We start from the raw sequence: 15,715 nt of genomic DNA on the forward strand, positions 1-15,715 counted from the left end.
CTGCTTCCATAAAGGCATAGAGTTTAATTTCAAAGGTTTTTGCATATCTTTACCGACCATTTAAAGCGAGATATTTAACCTTTTTAAGTGTAAAAAGGATCCACATTGAACAATAATAGGAAAGACTTGAATCCTTCGTTGAAGAAAACCTTAAGTTATCTATTAAAGGCGGGTATTTTTATCCTGGTTGTCTGGTATTCTTATAAGTTACTTACAAGGAACGATGCACTTCGTGATTTTCGTGAGCTAATTCAAAGCGTACCACCGACAACTATCTGGCTCACCATTTCTGCTGTTTTCCTATTCATGTTAGTAAACTGGTTCTTTGAAGCTTTAAAATGGCGCTATATCTGCTGCCAATTTCAGCCCATTCGTTTACGGATGGCTATCGAATCGGTACTTTGTGGACTTTCCTGGGCAGTATTCACCCCAAATAGAATCGGCGAATATGGTGGCCGTGTGTTGTTTCTCCGCCCTCGGAAACGTGTCTTTGGTGTGATAGGCATGCTTATCGGTGCTGTGTCGCAGATGGTAATAACCAATGTATTGGGGTGTATTGCCATCTGTTGGTTTGTTGGCCGGTTTATGGATATAGAAGGTTGGTTGTATGCTGTTATCTGCCTCTTCGGCTTTATCTATATTCTGTTCTTCCTACTTTTATATTTTAACATATCCTTAATCAATCGCTGGTTATTGAAGATCAGGTTCTTGAGAAAGTATAAACGTTTTTTTGACCTTCTACTTCGTTATGAGAAAAAAGAATTGCGAAAAATCTTTCTTTATTCTGTGGCTCGTTTTATCATCTTCACCCTTCAGTACTGCATACTTATAGCGGTTCTGCTTCCGTCCATTCCCGCCGTTCAAATGGTTTTACTCATATTTATTTTATTTTTCGTACAATCTGCACTACCTTCGCTCGATTTGTTTGATGTAGGAGTACGAGGGATAACGGCGAGCTACTTCTTTGGCTTCGTAACCGATCAGATCGTTGCGGTAATGGCAATAACGGCCTGCGTCTGGTTTGTGAACTTGATTATCCCGGCTATCATCGGATCATTTTTTGTATTTAAAATTAACTTCTTTGGTACCAGAGATCATTAGCTCCTTGACGGTTCTGTTTACCGTCATATACGTTTCCGTAATACTTTACCTTATTCGTGGGTGGCAACGAATAACACCTTTCAAAGTGCCCACTGATCCTGCTTTTACCACGAAAGTCAGCGTACTTATTGCTGCCCGAAACGAAGAGAAAAATATAGGGGATACACTTTCCGATATCCTCCGACAGAATTTCCCGTCAGAGCTATTGGAAATTATTGTAGTTGATGACCATTCTAATGATCGTACCGCGGAAGTGATCCGGTCTTTCAGAGATCAGGGTGTCATATTGCTTCAGTTGAATGAGAGCGAGCCATTGAACTCCTATAAAAAAAAGGCTATCACTGAAGCCATCCATTATGCTAGCGGGGAATTGATGGTTGCCACCGATGCAGATTGCAGGATGGGCCCCGACTGGTTGCGGACGATCGTAGCGATGTATGAAGAAAAGGAGGTAAAGTTGATTTCCGGTCCGGTTGTCTATGATCAGGAGAAAAGCTTTTTTGAACGTCTTCAAACGCTTGAATTTTTGTATTTAATTGGGTTAGGAGCTGCCGGGATCGGCAATGGTCGTTCTTCAACATGCAACGGGGCTAACCTCGCTTATTCAAAAGAGGTCTTCCTTGAATTGGGGGGCTTTCAAGGTATAGACGATCTCGCATCCGGCGACGACGAGCTATTTCTTCATAAGGTTGTTAGCAGATATCCACATCAGATCGCTTTTTGTAAAAACGAAGATGCCATCGTTTATACAGATGCGAAGCATACCGTACGTTCGTTCGTTAGTCAACGTAGACGTTGGGCTTCAAAGAGCACGAAATACAAAAATAAGAGCCTTGTTATGCTGGGTGTTGGGATTTGGTTTTTCAACCTACTCCTGGTGGCTAATCTGCTTGGTGCGGTCTTTTTTAAAGGAGCCTTATCCATTGCTGCTTATTGCATCGCGATTAAGATCCTGGCTGAATATTTCTTCCTTGTACCCGTAAGTCGCTTCGCTAAGCGGACAAACTATCTAATCTATCTGCCGCTGTTGTCGATTATCCACATCCTTTATCTGATCTATATCGGCATTGCGGGTAACAGCGGAACCTATCAGTGGAAAGGCCGAGAGGTTAAGTAATCGCGAATCCGATCTTCGGAAGTACTGACGATTTCGTCTATTGTCAAATCTTTTGGTTCTATCGGATCTAGAACCGTCCAGCTCATCTTATTAAAAGTTCCCAAAGGAAAAGCACCATACTGGACAACCTTACATGAATTGTTAATTGCTATTGGCACGACCAGAACATTAGGTACTTTTTTTATAATGGTTGCAATGCCGCCACCTGAAAAAGGCTTAATATTAGCAGATTTCGCTCGTGTTCCTTCAGGAAAAATAACCGCTGACCAGTTTTTTTCCTTCATGCGGTTCGCTAATTTCAAGATTTCGGCGATCGATTGTTTGCTGTCTTTTCTATCAATGTTTGCCCCGCCGCCATATTTAAGATTGAACGAAATGCTCGGGATTCCCTTCGTAAGCTCAATCTTGGAAATAAACTTAGCATGATGTTTTCGGAGGAAGTAAATCAGAGGAGGGATATCATACATGCTCTGATGGTTCGATACAAATAAAATAGGGCGGTCTGTTGGTAAATCGTGTTGATTGGTAAACCGGACACTATTACCTAAAATATAATAGGAACTAATCAGGCATAAGTTCAGAATATCTACCGATGTCTTATGCCAATTGTAGCCGCCTAACTTCAGACAAACCCATTGGATGGGGTGAAAAATTAATAAGATAAGCCCGAAAGCAATGTAATGAATCGGGCTAAGGATGTATCCAGCTATTTTTCTAACCATGCACCGCCAATTAAATTGACAATTTTAAATACCAAATGCTGCTTTGATTTTTTCTACATAATCAAGCTTTTCCCACGTAAACAGCTCTACTTCAACTGTCTTTTCTTCTCCAAGTGTATTTTTGAATGATTTTTTTACAAATTTAGGCTCCCTACCCATGTGTCCGTATGCCGCAGTTTCAGAATAGATAGGGTTGCGCAGACCCAAGCGGCACTCAATACCGTAAGGGGTCATGTCAAACATCTCCTCAATCTTTTTCGCGATCGCACTATCACTAATACCCAATTTAGATGTCCCGTATGTGTTCACATATATACCCATCGGGTTTTTCACGCCAATGGCATAAGACACCTGCACTAATATTTCGTCAGCTACACCAGCTGCTACCAGGTTTTTTGCAATATGACGGGTAGCATATGCCCCTGACCGATCTACTTTAGATGGGTCTTTCCCAGAAAAAGCGCCACCACCATGGCCACCCTTACCACCATAGGTATCAACGATGATTTTTCTTCCGGTAAGTCCCGTATCACCGTGTGGCCCGCCGATTACGAATTTTCCGGTCGGGTTGATATGATATTTAATATCATTCGTAAATAGTTCTTGTAATTCAGGTTTCAGGTTCTTTTTAACTCGTGGAATTAAAATATTGATAATGTCCTTTTCGATTTTTTCTAACATAGCCGATTCCGTATCAAACTCATCATGCTGTGTAGAAATCACGATTGCGTCAATGCGTAATGGTTTGTGGTCATCATCATACTCGATAGTCACCTGAGACTTTGCATCCGGCCTTAGGTACGTGATATCTTGGTTTTCTCTTCGCAATTTAGCTAGTTCGATCAATAATTTATGAGATAAATCAAGTGCCAGCGGCATATAATTTTCCGTTTCGTTATTAGCATAACCAAACATAATGCCCTGATCACCAGCTCCCTGGTCTTCTTTATTCGCTCTGTTAACACCTTGGTGAATATCAGCGGACTGTTCGTGTATGGCCGAGAGAATCCCACATGAATTTGCTTCAAACATATAGTCTGATTTCGTATAGCCAATACGCTGGATAACATCCCTGGTGATCTGTGGGATATCCAAATAGGTAACGGATTTAACTTCTCCGGCCAAAACCACCTGTCCGGTTGTTACCAATGTTTCGACAGCAACTCTTGAATCAGGGTCCCAAGCCAAAAAATTATCAATTAGCGCATCCGATATTTGATCCGCAATTTTATCTGGGTGTCCTTCAGATACAGATTCAGAAGTGAATAAATAAGGCATATTAATTCAAATTTAACCGTAATACATAAAACTTTAATAAGGATTGATCGCTTACAATAGAAGTATTAAAACAAACGAGGTAGGTTTTAGCACTTTTTTATCGTGGTTGCAATCTTTTGACCCTATCGGATAAGCAAATCAATCCACTTTCTATCTTATCACAAAAGTACAATAATTTTTCAATTATCATTTTTTATCAGGCTTATTTATTTTTCTACAGTGATCTCCGATCATTTCGGGTCGAAACAATTGAAGGAATGTATAGTATAGCATCTGCATTGTTTCGGCCAGCACCATAATCACGAATTATTCTAGTTTAGACAAACAGTGGTTAAACAGTGGTCAAACAGTCCTCTAACTGTGGTCAGACAGTGATAAAAGGACTGTATAACTACTGTTTGACTACTGTTTAATAACAGTACAATCACTGTTTATATTTAGTATCCTATCACAATGTTATATTTTTATGAATTGTACGAATAAGTCTTTTGTTTACTTAGTTTTGTAGGTAAGAGTATTTGATAGATGGTTAAGAAGAGAAAAAAGCTATTATTCATCATCAACCCCATTTCTGGTGGCAAAGAGAAGAGTAATTTCGAAAAACGATCGGCTCAGTTTCTTGATACTGATATATTCGATGCGCGATACCGCTTTACAGAAAAGCCGGATCACGCTGTCGAATTAGCTCAAGAGGCGATTGAAAGCAATTATGATGTTGTTGTGGCTGTCGGAGGTGATGGGACCATTAATGAAGTTGCCCGGACGCTGGTTAATACTTCCGTTGTTTTGGGTATCATTCCGGAAGGGTCAGGCAATGGCTTGGCCGGTTATCTTGAGATCCCCATGGTCATGAAAGAGGCTGTTTTGCTGCTGAATAAGTTTCGAGTCAAACAAATAGATAGTGGCAAATTAAACGACCATTATTTTTTCAATATGGCGGGTATAGGTTTTGACGCTGTTATCAGTGACCGTTTTGATAAGGATAGTATAAGAGGCCCTTTCGGATACATGAAAACAGTCGTTTCCGAGATAGGAAATTATAAAGCTGAGAATTATCAATTTATAATCGACGGGAAAAATTACGAAGAAGAGGCTTTTATGATTAGTCTGGCTAATTCACCGCAATATGGTAATAATGCTTATGTCTCACCAAATGCCTCGGTTAGCGACGGCTTGCTGGATGTTTGCATTGTTAAGCCATTTCCGCTCTTTCTTTTACCTAAAATGCTCTTTCATTTGTTCAACCGGACAACTGATAAGTCAGGTTTTGTCGATATAATTCGAGGTAAGGAAATTTTAATAAAACGAGAAAAAGAGGGTCATGTCCATGTAGATGGTCAGCCGATTTATCTGGGCAAAGAACTGCGTTGCACGATATTGCCAGACTCTCTATATATTATTTATTAGTATATTTCGGTCTCAAAGCATAAGAATGAATTAGATTTAAATGAAACGAGATGGCAAAGAATAAGAAAAAACAATATACGGGGGTGGTTTACTCCACTGACCCTTCTTTTGATTATCAAGAGGAAACCCCGGATGTTGAACAGACACTTCCTCCGCGGCAACAAAACCTACGCGTGATGCTCGATAAGAAACAACGCGGGGGCAAAGCCGTGACTTTAGTTACCGGATTTGTTGGTGAAAGCGATGATTTAGAGGAGCTTGGAAAGGTTTTGAAACAGAAATGCGGAGTAGGGGGAACAGTTAAAGATGGGACTATTCTGATACAAGGAGATTTTAGAAAACGCGTTTTAGAACTGCTCGAAGCACAAGGTTACCGGGCAAAGCAATCTGGAGGTTAAATTGTGAAAATTATAGGCTTGTAGGTTAATAGTTTATAGCAAACAAATAAAGAAAAAAAGGAATAAATTTGAATCTTTGTCTTGGTTCCTTTTGTATTTTTTTGGATTAAAAACTTGCATAATCAAAAAAAAATAGTTTCTATTGTAAAATATTGTTAAGAAAAGTTGAGGAATTTGTATAAGATCAACAATTTTAATTTCGGCGTTGATGCCGCTGTTGCACGCCGAATAAAAGGGATAACTATCGAAAAAACTTTATTTGTTTTTATTTTGTAAAATCTTAAGTTTGCTTAAGCTTTACTAGAAATTGGAGAGTAAACAATTGAACTAATTAACATAAATCATTAAAACTAAAAACTAAAATTTAAGAAAATGGCAAATGCACCAAAACCAAACACTGCAAAAAAGCAAAGTAGCTCTTCGGGTTCAAACGTTTTTGCAAGTTTAGCAATCATTATCTGTTTTGTTATCGGATATCTTGTTTGGAAGTTAGTAATGGGTAATCCTATTCACTTTGAGGGAGGCGATCCAGAAAATGGACAGCCACTTCCGGGTGATTACTTTGGAATGGTATACAAAGCTGGTGTTGTTGTGCCAGTACTATTGGGCTTACTCCTTATGACTATTGTGTTCTCGATTGAGCGGTTCTTTGTAATTAGCAGAGCTGCTGGAAAAGGGAATGTAGATGCTTTCGTAACTCGTATCCAAGGGTTCCTGTCTTCTGGAAACATCGATTCTGCAATCGCTGAATGTGACAAACAACAAGGATCTGTAGCGAATGTGATTAAATCAGGATTATTGAAGTACAAAGAAGCTTCTGCAGATACCCGTGTTAATCCTGAGCAAGCAACCATTGCTATTCAAAAGGAAATTGAAGAAGCAACTGCATTGGAAATGCCGATGTTAGAGAAAAACATGACCGTTATCGCAACGTTGGTATCGATTGGTACGCTGACTGGTCTATTGGGTACGGTAACTGGTATGATTAAAGCATTCTCGGCTTTAGCAACCGGCGGTGCTCCTGACCAGGCGCAGTTGGCGAATGGTATTTCTGAGGCTTTGATCAACACAGCAACAGGTATCTTTACGTCTACCATTGCGATTGTAATGTACAATGTATTTACTTCTAAGATTGATAAATTAACCTACTCGATTGATGAGGCTGGTTTCTCAATTGTACAAACTTACGCTTCAACCCATAATTAATTTTTGAAAAAAATCAGATGATTTATGGAATCGTCTGGGTTTGATCATCTATTAATTAAAACACTTAGTTTAAAAACGAATAATAAAATGAAGCAATGGGTAAGATAAAAGTAAAAAGAAACAGTACCACGATAGACATGACGGCTATGTGTGATGTGTCTTTCCTGCTGTTAACGTTCTTTATTTTAACAGCAACTGCCCGTCAGCCAGAGCCGATGCCGGTCGATATGCCAGCGTCAACTGTACAGATTAAGGTTCCTGATACAGATTTGGGGATCATTACTGTGGGTGATGGCGGTAAGTTGTTCTTCAGCGTTACCGGTCCTAATGTTCGTATGAATATGTTGGATCGTATGGCTGAGCAGTACGGAATGACTTTTTCAGACGAGGAAAAGCAGCGCTTCTCTTTGATCGATGGCTTTGGTGTGCCGCTGAGCCAGTTGAAACAGTTGATCGCAATGGATAATACGCAGCGGATTGAATCAGGTATTCAGCAGGGTATTCCTGCCGATTCAGCTGACAATCAATTGAAAGAGTGGATTTTAGCCGCGCGTAGAGCGACCGCTGAAATCAACGATAAGCAAATGCGTATAGCTATAAAAGGAGATAAGGAGGAAGAGTATCCGGCTGTTAAGAAGGTGATTGATATTCTTCAGGATCAGAAGTTAAATAAATTCAGTTTGATCACGAGTTTACGTGTAGCTGAATAGTAACCATATTAAAGATATAGCAAATGGCAGAATTAAATACCGGTGACGGTGGAGGCAAAAAGGGCGGTAAGATACGGTCAAAGAAAGCTGGTGGTCGTGTAGATTTGACCGCGATGGTGGATTTGGCTTTCTTATTGATTACCTTCTTTATGTTGACCACCTCCATCTCCAAGCCGTACGCGATGGATGTCGCAATGCCGGATAAAAACAAAGAGAATCAGGAAGATCAACTGGATGTGGCTGATAATAGAACGCTGACCGTTTTACTGGGAAGTGATGATAAGATCGCCTATTATATGGGATTGTTAGAATCTCCTATTCAAGGTCCTGAAGTGGTTGATTATGGGAAAAATGGTATCAGACCGATACTTCTGGAAAAGATCAAAGAGGTTCCACAAATTACGGGTGATCCTGAAAAAGGATTAATCGTAATCATTAGACCGAGCGATCGATCTAACTATAAGAACCTTGTGGACATCCTTGATGAGATGAAAATCGTAAATGCGACGCAGTATATGATTGGTGATATTGGTGAGGCTGAAATAGCTTTGTTAGAGAATCAAGCCATATACAATGAATAATAGGTTTTACCATTAAATAAAAAAGCATGTTAGGGTCTAAATTAGACATATTTAAAAAAGAGTGGCTCGACGTAGTATTCGCTGGTCGGAATCAGGCCTATGGGGCATATGATTTGCGAAAAACAGCGGATTCAAACACCACCAAAGCCTTATTTATTGGTGTAGTATTATTTACAATTGCAGTAAGCATGCCGATAATATTGCAATACATCAAGGGTGATGAGGTTGTGGAAACCGAGCGTATTATAGAAACCGAGGTTGTTCTTTCAGAACCGCCTCCGGTAAACGAAGAGGAACCACCTCCGCCACCTCCTCCTGTTGAACCACCTCCACCGCGTGTAGATCAGGTGCGTATGCCACCTCCAGTGGTAGTTAAGGCTGAAGAGGTTCGTGATGAGGAGCCTCCGACCGTGGAAGATTTGAAGAAGGCTGACCCGGGACCAAAAACATTGGCCGGGGATCCAACCGCAGATATCCGGATTGATTTACCTGTGGGTGACGGTCCGAAAGATCAGGAAGTAACTGAAGCAGTTGAATCAAACCAGGTGTTTACTTCGGTAGAGGTAGCGCCAACACCACAAGGTGGAATGGAAGCCTTTTATAAGTATGTGGCAAACAATTATAATTACCCGCCACAAGCACAAGAGCAGGGTGTAAACGGACGTGTTCTTTTGCAGTTCGTTGTGGAGAAAGATGGATCATTAACTGATATCAAGATTCTTCGAGACTTGAAATACGGAACTGGTGAAGAAGCTGTAAGAATGCTGAAGAAAGCTCCTAAATGGAAGCCAGGTATTCAGAATGGCCGTCCGGTACGTGTACAGTTTACCTTGCCGATCCAGTTGAATTTGGCAGCACAATAAATGTTGAATAGAAATAATATTCATAATGATAGAAGACAGAAATCGCCCGCAAAGCGATTTCTGTCACTTTTAGGGCTATTCATGTTCGCCCTGTACTTTGTATTGGGTTTGATCATTATCTTCTGGTCCGACTTCCCAATCGAGATGGACAGCACCTACCGTATACTTTTTGGGGTAGTTTTAATTGTCTATTCCTTTCTCCGCTTTGCCCGACTATGGAGCAATCGTGTTAATGAGCTATAAATAATTAATTTTATGGATTTCGCAGTAAAGATGCATCTATGTTAAATAATGTTAATTAATCACTAAAATTTTAGCTTGTGTCCTTGAACTTCATAAAAAAAAATGCATATTTGTTAGTGGCGTTTGTCATTTGTTTGGCCATAGTTAGCTGTAGTCAATCTCCACAAAAAGATAAAAAGGAGGTGCACACGATTCTAACGGGCAGGTTGACGATGGTGGTGGATGAAAGTCTTGAACCCATTGTCGAAGATCAGATGATTGTTTTCGAACACACATATGTTGATGCAGATATTACGTTGAAAAGTGAGCCCGAGAAGCGCGCTGTTAATTCGTTATTAAATGACTCGGTGAAAGTCGCTGTTCTTGCGAGAAAGCTGACTGAAGACGAGCGGAAGTTCTTTGAAGCGAAAAAAATTATACCCCGGGAGGCGAGGTTTGCGACAGACGGTGTTGCCTTGATTGCTAACAGAAGCAGTAATGATTCTACCGTTCATGTCGACGACATAATCAAGAAACTCCGCGGTGAAGACACTGATTTGAGTACTTTGGTGTTTGATAATCCAAATTCTAGTACTGTAAGGTACTTGCAGGAGTTAGCCGGTATTGATCAGCTACCGGAGGATGGGGTTTATGCGTTGAGTTCCAACGCTGATGTGATTCGATATGTGTATGAAAATACACATGCGATCGGTGTAATTGGTATTAATTGGATTTTTCAACCAGATCCAGAGCTGAAAGATTTTGTTGAAGGGGTAAAGATATTAGGGGTTAAAAATCAGACAGGTAGTAAAGGCGACGATGATTTTTACAAACCTTCACAAACGAACCTGGCCCTTGGTACCTATCCTTTGGCTCGTGATTTGTATATTATCAACTGTCAGGGCATTAAAGGGCTGGGACTAGGTTTCTCGGCTTTTTTGACCGGGGAGAGAGGACAGAGAATTGTCCTGAAGTCGGGTTTAATGCCCGATAGTATCCCTCCTCGAGAGATTAACATTATAGAATAAATAAATTTAAATTAATTGAATAAGAATTAGAATGAAAATGAAGAAAGCAATAAACATAGGTTTAGCTCTGTCTTTTGTAGCTTCGGGTGCCTTTGCTCAGAGCTTGGATGACGCGAAAACTGCTATTAAAGAAGAGCAGTACGCTGAAGCCAAAAGTATTTTAGAGAATTTGGTGCAGACGAAGAGCAAGGATGGGGATAATTATTACTATTTAGGAACAATTTATCTGACTTCTGGTTATTTGGATTCTGCGAAAACGGTATTTGACCAAGGGCTTGCTGCTGATTCGAAAAATGCCATTAACAACGTTGGTATCGGAGCCATTCAGTTCTTGAATGGGGATGCGACAGCGGCTGATGCTACTTTCAAAGATGTAGAGAGCAGTATTAAAAGAAGGGATTATGAAGAGTTACTTGAGATTGGAAAGGCTTATTTAAGAGGAGAGAAACCTGATTACAATAAAGCGATTGAATATCTAAATAAAGCAAAAGAAAAAGAGGACGAAGACGCGGAAGTTTCGTTGCAGTTAGGGAATGCGTATTTTGGATTGGGGGATAATAGTAACGCGTTTGTTAACTATCGTGATGCCGTTGATTTGGATAATTCCCTTATTAACGCACAAGTACAGATGGCGGTGATCAGTAAAGAGGCATATGCTTTTCAAGAAGCATCTACAGCGTTGAAAGAAATTGCCGCACAACATCCTGAATTTGCACCGACTTATCGTGAGTTGGCGGAAACATACTACTTATGGTCAAGACGGTCAACAACCGTAGAGGATTACGATGCAAAACTGAAAGAGGCATTGGAGCACTATAAAAAGTATATGGACCTAACGGATTATTCGTTAGACTCACGTATGCGTTATGCTGACTTCTTGATTTTAGCGAAGGATTATGAGACCCTAGAGGTTCAGGCCAATGAAATGGCGAAAATTGATAAAATGAACCCTCGTATCTTGCGTTATTTGGGTTACGCTGCTTATGAAAATGGCAATTATGCGGAGAGTAAACGCGGACTTGAAGAGTTCATGTCAAAAGTTGAACCGGAGCGTTTAATTGCGCGTGACTATATGTTCTTAGGTTTAGCAGATTTGCGTTTAGCAACTGATACGGTTTCCAAAACCATGGATGAAACTTTAGTTAATGAAGCGGTTCAGAATTTAGAAAAATCTGTGAAGTCTGATTCGTTAATCGCGGAAGACTTGAACGAGATCGGTATGGAGATATTCAAAGCTGGTCAATATGGAGCTGCAGCTAAAGTGTTCGAAGTAGCGACATTGAATCCAGAATCGAAGAACTATGTGGTGGATCTATTTTATTTAGGTTATGCAAATTATTTTGATTACGTTACTCGTATCAATGATGAGGTTAAACCTGAAAAGGAATTATTAGAGAAAGCTGACGCTGCCTTTGCGAAGGTAACAGAAGAAGTACCAACAACTGAAGCGGCTTATCTATACCGCGCCAAAGCAACACGTCTATTAGATGATGCAGAGTCTCCAGAAGGGTTATTTGTTCCGCATTATGAGAAATATATTGAGGTGGTAACCGAAAAAGGTCAAGACGCTGTAAATCAAAATAAACAGGCAATGGTTGAAGCTTACAATGTAAATGGAGCATTCTATTCAATGAGCGGCGACTATGAGAAGGCTCGTGAAAACTTCAGAAGTACGTTGGAGCTAGACCCTGCAAATGAGTACGCTGCTCAAGCGTTGGAAAACTTGCAGCCGTCTCAGGCACCAGCACAATAAGACAGAATTTTAGCTAATGAGAAAAGCGTCAGTAACTTAGGTTGTTGGCGCTTTTTTCATAAAAATATGTATATTTGACCGTAACTATTTATCTGGGAAATTATTATGGAAAATGAGGTTGTAAGTACGTCTGCGAATTACCTGCCGATTCTTTTTCAAATCATTGTCGCTGCCGGATTTGGTATCACAACCATCGTTGCTACGCATTTGATCGGGCCGAAGGTCCGTACAGAAAATAAGTTGTCAGCTTTTGAATCTGGCGTGGAAGTGATCGGTAACGCTCGGCAACCCTTTTCAATTAAATATTTCATGGTTGCGATCTTATTCGTGATCTTTGATATCGAGGTAATCTTTATGTACCCGTGGGCTGTTAATTTCAGAGAGTTTGGGATAAACGGACTTATCGAGATGTTCGTTTTCATGGGGTTATTGTTACTTGGATTTATCTACGTAATTAAGAAGAAAGCGCTAAATTGGGATGAATAGCTTTGTGGCTTTTTAGAAGAAAGGAAACAGAATGAGTGATATCAAGTTAGGATCGCCGCCACCAGGCGTAGAAGGGGCTGGTTTTTTTGCCACATCATTGGATAAAGTAATCGGTCTGGCAAGAGCTAATTCCTTATGGCCTTTGCCTTTTGCCACGTCTTGTTGTGGTATTGAGTTTATGGCGACGATGGGGGCAGACTATGATCTGGCACGTTTCGGAGCGGAAAGGCCGAGTTTCTCGCCCCGGCAGTCGGATATGCTTTTGGTTATGGGTACCATTGCAAAAAAGATGGCGCCGGTACTGAAGCAGGTGTATACGCAGATGGCCGAGCCTCGTTGGGTCATTGCGGTAGGGGCATGCGCTAGCAGTGGCGGTATTTTTGATACCTATTCTGTATTGCAGGGTATCGATGAAATTATTCCTGTTGATGTATATGTGCCTGGGTGCCCACCAAGACCAGAGGCTATTTTGGACGGAATTATGCAGCTTCAGGAGATTGTGAAGAATGAATCACTAAATAGAAGAAACTCGCCGGAATATAAAGCTCTTTTAGAGCGATATGGAATTCAAACTTTGATTGAGAAATGAGCAAACTAGATAACAAGGTACTTTTTTCTCGGTTGCAGGAGAGGTTTGGGGATCTGATCAGTAATGAAACAGAACCGTACGGATTGTTAACTGTAGAAACTCAAAAGGCAAATATTATTGAAGTACTGGAATACTTGAAGAAAGACGAAGATCTCCAGTTTATTTATTTGACGGATATTACGGCCGTTCATTACCCCGAACAGGAATTATCTATTGCGGTGGTTTATCATCTTCATAGTTTTGTGCACAATGTACGGGTCAGGATCAAGGTTTATATTGACGGCCAAAACCCGATAATTCCGTCGGCAACACTTCTTTGGAAGGGAGCCGACTGGATGGAAAGAGAAACGTACGATTTCTTCGGTGTTCGTTTTCAAGGTCATCCAAACCTGCAGCGTATTCTTAATGTAGACGATATGGATGTGTTTCCGATGAGAAAAGAATATCCTCTGGAAGATCCTAACCGCGTAGATAAGAAAGATTATTTCTTCGGACGTTAATTTTAGAATCTATGGCCAACCCGATAACGAAAATTACATCTAATAAACCAGTTCTTACCGATAATGACCCACAAGAAGAACTGATAACCCTGAATTTGGGTCCCACACACCCTGCAACGCATGGAGTGTTCCAGAATGTTCTTCAAATGGATGGCGAACGGATCGTTAGCGGCGTTTCGACGATTGGATACATTCATAGAGCTTTTGAAAAGATCGCTGAGCACCGACCTTTTTATCAAATTACGCCATTGACCGATAGGCTTAATTACTGTTCATCACCAATTAACAATATGGGGTGGCATATGACGGTGGAAAAACTGTTGGAAATTGAGATGCCGAAACGTGTTGATTATATGCGTGTAATCATCATGGAGCTTGCGCGCATCACCGATCATATTATATGCAACGGTATATTAGGTGTAGACACAGGTGCTTTTTCGGGCTTCTTATACGTTATGCATGAGCGTGAAAAAATCTATGAGATTTATGAAGAGATCTGTGGCTCGCGTTTGACAACCAATATTGGTAGAATCGGGGGTTTTGAACGTGATTTTAACGAATCTGTATTTGCTAAGATACGTGCTTTCTTGAAGCGCTTTCCGCCTGTACTTGACGAATTTACTGAGTTGTTTGATCGTAATCGCATTTTTATAGAGAGAACTTCGGGTGTTGCGGCTGTTGATACAGCGACCGCATTGGATTATAGCTGGAGTGGGCCATTGTTACGAGCAACCGGATTGGATTATGATGTGAGGGTTATGGAACCTTATTCATCTTATGAGGAATTTGACTTTGAAATTCCGGTTGGCACCAATGGCGACGTGTACGATCGCTATATGGTCCGTAACGAGGAAATGCGTCAAAGCATGCGGATTATAGAGCAAGCACTCGATAAGATAGAAAAGGAACCTGCTGGTATTTTCCATGCAGATGTACCGGAGTATTATTTGCCTCCGAAAGAGAAGGTCTATAATAATATGGAGGCGTTGATCTACCATTTTAAAATTGTTATGGGTGAAGTCGATACTCCGAAGTCGGAAGTCTATCATGCGGTTGAAGGAGCTAACGGGGAGTTGGGCTTTTACTTAATTAATGATGGCGGGAGATCTCCCTACCGGTTGCACTTCCGTAGACCGTCTTTTATTAATTATTCGATGTACGCACCGATGAGTAGGGGAATGCTACTTTCTGATGCGATTATAAATATGAGTAGTTTAAATGTAATAGCAGGAGAATTAGATGCTTAGCGTAAATAATACTGAAGAAATTGAATTCCCACATGAGCTACTGGCTCGGTTTGGTGAAATTGTTTCCCGATATCCTGAAGGGATGCAGAAATCTGCTCTGCTACCGATTTTACATGAGGTACAGGCTGTTTATAATTGGCTCAGTACGCCGATGATGGACAAGGTGGCTGATTATTTGGGAATACAAGCGATAGAGGTGTATGAAGTAGCTACGTTCTATACAATGTTTTTGCTTAAACCCTCTGGTAGGTATGTGTTAGATGTGTGCCGGACAGGACCATGTTGTTTGGTGGGAGCAGAGAAAATTATGCAGCACATTGAGCAGCGTCTGGGTGTTAAAGAAGGTGAAGTGACCGAAGACGGTATGTTTAGCTGGAGGGGGGTCGAATGTTTAGCAGCGTGTGGTGGGGGACCAGTATTGCAGATAGGACCCGAGTATACTTATTATGAAAATTTAACAGAAGAAAGTGTTGATCAGTTAATCGATGAGTTAAGAAATAAATAGAG

At 40.7% G+C, this 15,715-nt stretch carries 18 protein-coding genes; 16 read left to right on the top strand and 2 right to left on the bottom strand.

Translation table 11 applies throughout. From position 1 onward, the window contains the following. The first annotated feature begins 105 nt into the window (after positions 1-105). Positions 106-1,101, top strand: a complete 996-nt coding sequence (locus D3P12_RS03715) for a lysylphosphatidylglycerol synthase domain-containing protein (RefSeq protein ID WP_245977380.1) — start codon at positions 106-108, stop codon at positions 1,099-1,101. Then, positions 1,082-2,218 carry a glycosyltransferase family 2 protein gene (locus D3P12_RS03720; protein ID WP_245977381.1) on the top strand — a complete coding sequence of 379 codons (1,137 nt, stop codon included), beginning with the start codon at positions 1,082-1,084 and terminating at the stop codon, positions 2,216-2,218. Before D3P12_RS03715 ends, D3P12_RS03720 begins: the two co-directional genes overlap by 20 nt. On the opposite strand, the gene D3P12_RS03725 is transcribed toward D3P12_RS03720, so the two are convergent. Together D3P12_RS03725 and metK are read right to left on the bottom strand one after the other, a co-directional pair. Then, positions 2,191-2,940, bottom strand: coding sequence for a lysophospholipid acyltransferase family protein (locus D3P12_RS03725; RefSeq protein ID WP_118193734.1), 750 nt, complete (start codon positions 2,938-2,940; stop codon positions 2,191-2,193). The two genes, D3P12_RS03720 and D3P12_RS03725, sit on opposite strands and share 28 nt — an antisense overlap. Positions 2,941-2,964: 24 nt before the next feature. Further along, positions 2,965-4,218, bottom strand: coding sequence for a methionine adenosyltransferase (metK, locus tag D3P12_RS03730; protein WP_118193735.1), 1,254 nt, complete (start codon positions 4,216-4,218; stop codon positions 2,965-2,967). 525 nt (positions 4,219-4,743) lie between these two features. Between metK and D3P12_RS03735 the strand changes: the two genes are divergently transcribed. From D3P12_RS03735 to D3P12_RS03800, 14 genes are all read left to right on the top strand, one after another. Next, entirely contained in the window at positions 4,744-5,625 is an 882-nt protein-coding gene (locus D3P12_RS03735; RefSeq protein ID WP_118193736.1) for a diacylglycerol/lipid kinase family protein, read from the top strand. Between the two features lie 50 nt (positions 5,626-5,675). Next, entirely contained in the window at positions 5,676-6,023 is a 348-nt protein-coding gene (locus D3P12_RS03740) for a translation initiation factor (protein ID WP_118193737.1), read from the top strand. 372 nt (positions 6,024-6,395) lie between these two features. After that, on the top strand, positions 6,396-7,229 hold the full coding sequence (locus D3P12_RS03745; protein ID WP_118193738.1) for a MotA/TolQ/ExbB proton channel family protein: 834 nt from the start codon (positions 6,396-6,398) through the stop codon (positions 7,227-7,229). Between the two features lie 95 nt (positions 7,230-7,324). Beyond that, positions 7,325-7,939, top strand: coding sequence for an ExbD/TolR family protein (locus tag D3P12_RS03750; RefSeq protein ID WP_118193739.1), 615 nt, complete (start codon positions 7,325-7,327; stop codon positions 7,937-7,939). Positions 7,940-7,962: 23 nt separating this feature from the next. Next, positions 7,963-8,520, top strand: coding sequence for an ExbD/TolR family protein (locus tag D3P12_RS03755; RefSeq protein WP_118193740.1), 558 nt, complete (start codon positions 7,963-7,965; stop codon positions 8,518-8,520). Between the two features lie 26 nt (positions 8,521-8,546). Next, positions 8,547-9,383 carry an energy transducer TonB gene (locus D3P12_RS03760; protein ID WP_118193741.1) on the top strand — a complete coding sequence of 279 codons (837 nt, stop codon included), beginning with the start codon at positions 8,547-8,549 and terminating at the stop codon, positions 9,381-9,383. Then, entirely contained in the window at positions 9,384-9,626 is a 243-nt protein-coding gene (locus D3P12_RS03765; RefSeq protein WP_118193742.1) for a hypothetical protein, read from the top strand. Between the two features lie 83 nt (positions 9,627-9,709). After that, positions 9,710-10,633 (top strand): PstS family phosphate ABC transporter substrate-binding protein, encoded by a 924-nt coding sequence (locus tag D3P12_RS03770; protein WP_165438717.1) that lies wholly within the window; start codon positions 9,710-9,712, stop codon positions 10,631-10,633. Between the two features lie 37 nt (positions 10,634-10,670). Continuing rightward, entirely contained in the window at positions 10,671-12,386 is a 1,716-nt protein-coding gene (locus tag D3P12_RS03775) for a tetratricopeptide repeat protein (protein ID WP_157970247.1), read from the top strand. A 105-nt stretch (positions 12,387-12,491) separates the two neighbouring features. Then, positions 12,492-12,872 (top strand): NADH-quinone oxidoreductase subunit A, encoded by a 381-nt coding sequence (locus D3P12_RS03780; protein ID WP_118193745.1) that lies wholly within the window; start codon positions 12,492-12,494, stop codon positions 12,870-12,872. A gap of 31 nt (positions 12,873-12,903) precedes the next feature. Beyond that, positions 12,904-13,461 carry an NADH-quinone oxidoreductase subunit B gene (locus D3P12_RS03785; protein ID WP_118193746.1) on the top strand — a complete coding sequence of 186 codons (558 nt, stop codon included), beginning with the start codon at positions 12,904-12,906 and terminating at the stop codon, positions 13,459-13,461. Continuing rightward, a complete protein-coding gene (locus D3P12_RS03790; protein WP_118193747.1) occupies positions 13,458-13,961 on the top strand; it encodes an NADH-quinone oxidoreductase subunit C in 504 nt (167 codons plus the stop codon). The genes D3P12_RS03785 and D3P12_RS03790 overlap by 4 nt, the downstream gene beginning before the upstream one ends. 11 nt (positions 13,962-13,972) lie before the next feature. Then, positions 13,973-15,208 (top strand): NADH-quinone oxidoreductase subunit D, encoded by a 1,236-nt coding sequence (locus D3P12_RS03795; RefSeq protein WP_205941054.1) that lies wholly within the window; start codon positions 13,973-13,975, stop codon positions 15,206-15,208. Next, a complete protein-coding gene (locus tag D3P12_RS03800; protein WP_118193748.1) occupies positions 15,201-15,713 on the top strand; it encodes an NADH-quinone oxidoreductase subunit NuoE family protein in 513 nt (170 codons plus the stop codon). The genes D3P12_RS03795 and D3P12_RS03800 overlap by 8 nt, the downstream gene beginning before the upstream one ends. Positions 15,714-15,715 lie beyond the last annotated feature (2 nt).

Origin of the sequence: Pedobacter indicus (assembly GCF_003449035.1) — a bacterium.
Lineage (GTDB): Bacteria > Bacteroidota > Bacteroidia > Sphingobacteriales > Sphingobacteriaceae > Albibacterium > Albibacterium indicum.

Excerpts from the sequence above, each read along its gene's own strand:
- D3P12_RS03725 (WP_118193734.1), bottom strand. The coding sequence starts at position 2,940 with ATGGTTAGAAAAATAGCTGGATACATCCTTAGCCCGATTCATTACATT.
- D3P12_RS03765 (WP_118193742.1), top strand. The coding sequence starts at position 9,384 with ATGTTGAATAGAAATAATATTCATAATGATAGAAGACAGAAATCGCCC.
- D3P12_RS03775 (WP_157970247.1), top strand. The coding sequence starts at position 10,671 with ATGAAGAAAGCAATAAACATAGGTTTAGCTCTGTCTTTTGTAGCTTCG.
- D3P12_RS03800 (WP_118193748.1), top strand. The coding sequence starts at position 15,201 with ATGCTTAGCGTAAATAATACTGAAGAAATTGAATTCCCACATGAGCTA.
- D3P12_RS03755 (WP_118193740.1), top strand. The coding sequence starts at position 7,963 with ATGGCAGAATTAAATACCGGTGACGGTGGAGGCAAAAAGGGCGGTAAG.
- D3P12_RS03785 (WP_118193746.1), top strand. The coding sequence starts at position 12,904 with ATGAGTGATATCAAGTTAGGATCGCCGCCACCAGGCGTAGAAGGGGCT.
- metK (WP_118193735.1), bottom strand. The coding sequence starts at position 4,218 with ATGCCTTATTTATTCACTTCTGAATCTGTATCTGAAGGACACCCAGAT.
- D3P12_RS03750 (WP_118193739.1), top strand. The coding sequence starts at position 7,325 with ATGGGTAAGATAAAAGTAAAAAGAAACAGTACCACGATAGACATGACG.
- D3P12_RS03740 (WP_118193737.1), top strand. The coding sequence starts at position 5,676 with ATGGCAAAGAATAAGAAAAAACAATATACGGGGGTGGTTTACTCCACT.
- D3P12_RS03735 (WP_118193736.1), top strand. The coding sequence starts at position 4,744 with ATGGTTAAGAAGAGAAAAAAGCTATTATTCATCATCAACCCCATTTCT.
- D3P12_RS03790 (WP_118193747.1), top strand. The coding sequence starts at position 13,458 with ATGAGCAAACTAGATAACAAGGTACTTTTTTCTCGGTTGCAGGAGAGG.
- D3P12_RS03745 (WP_118193738.1), top strand. The coding sequence starts at position 6,396 with ATGGCAAATGCACCAAAACCAAACACTGCAAAAAAGCAAAGTAGCTCT.
- D3P12_RS03760 (WP_118193741.1), top strand. The coding sequence starts at position 8,547 with ATGTTAGGGTCTAAATTAGACATATTTAAAAAAGAGTGGCTCGACGTA.
- D3P12_RS03780 (WP_118193745.1), top strand. The coding sequence starts at position 12,492 with ATGGAAAATGAGGTTGTAAGTACGTCTGCGAATTACCTGCCGATTCTT.
- D3P12_RS03795 (WP_205941054.1), top strand. The coding sequence starts at position 13,973 with ATGGCCAACCCGATAACGAAAATTACATCTAATAAACCAGTTCTTACC.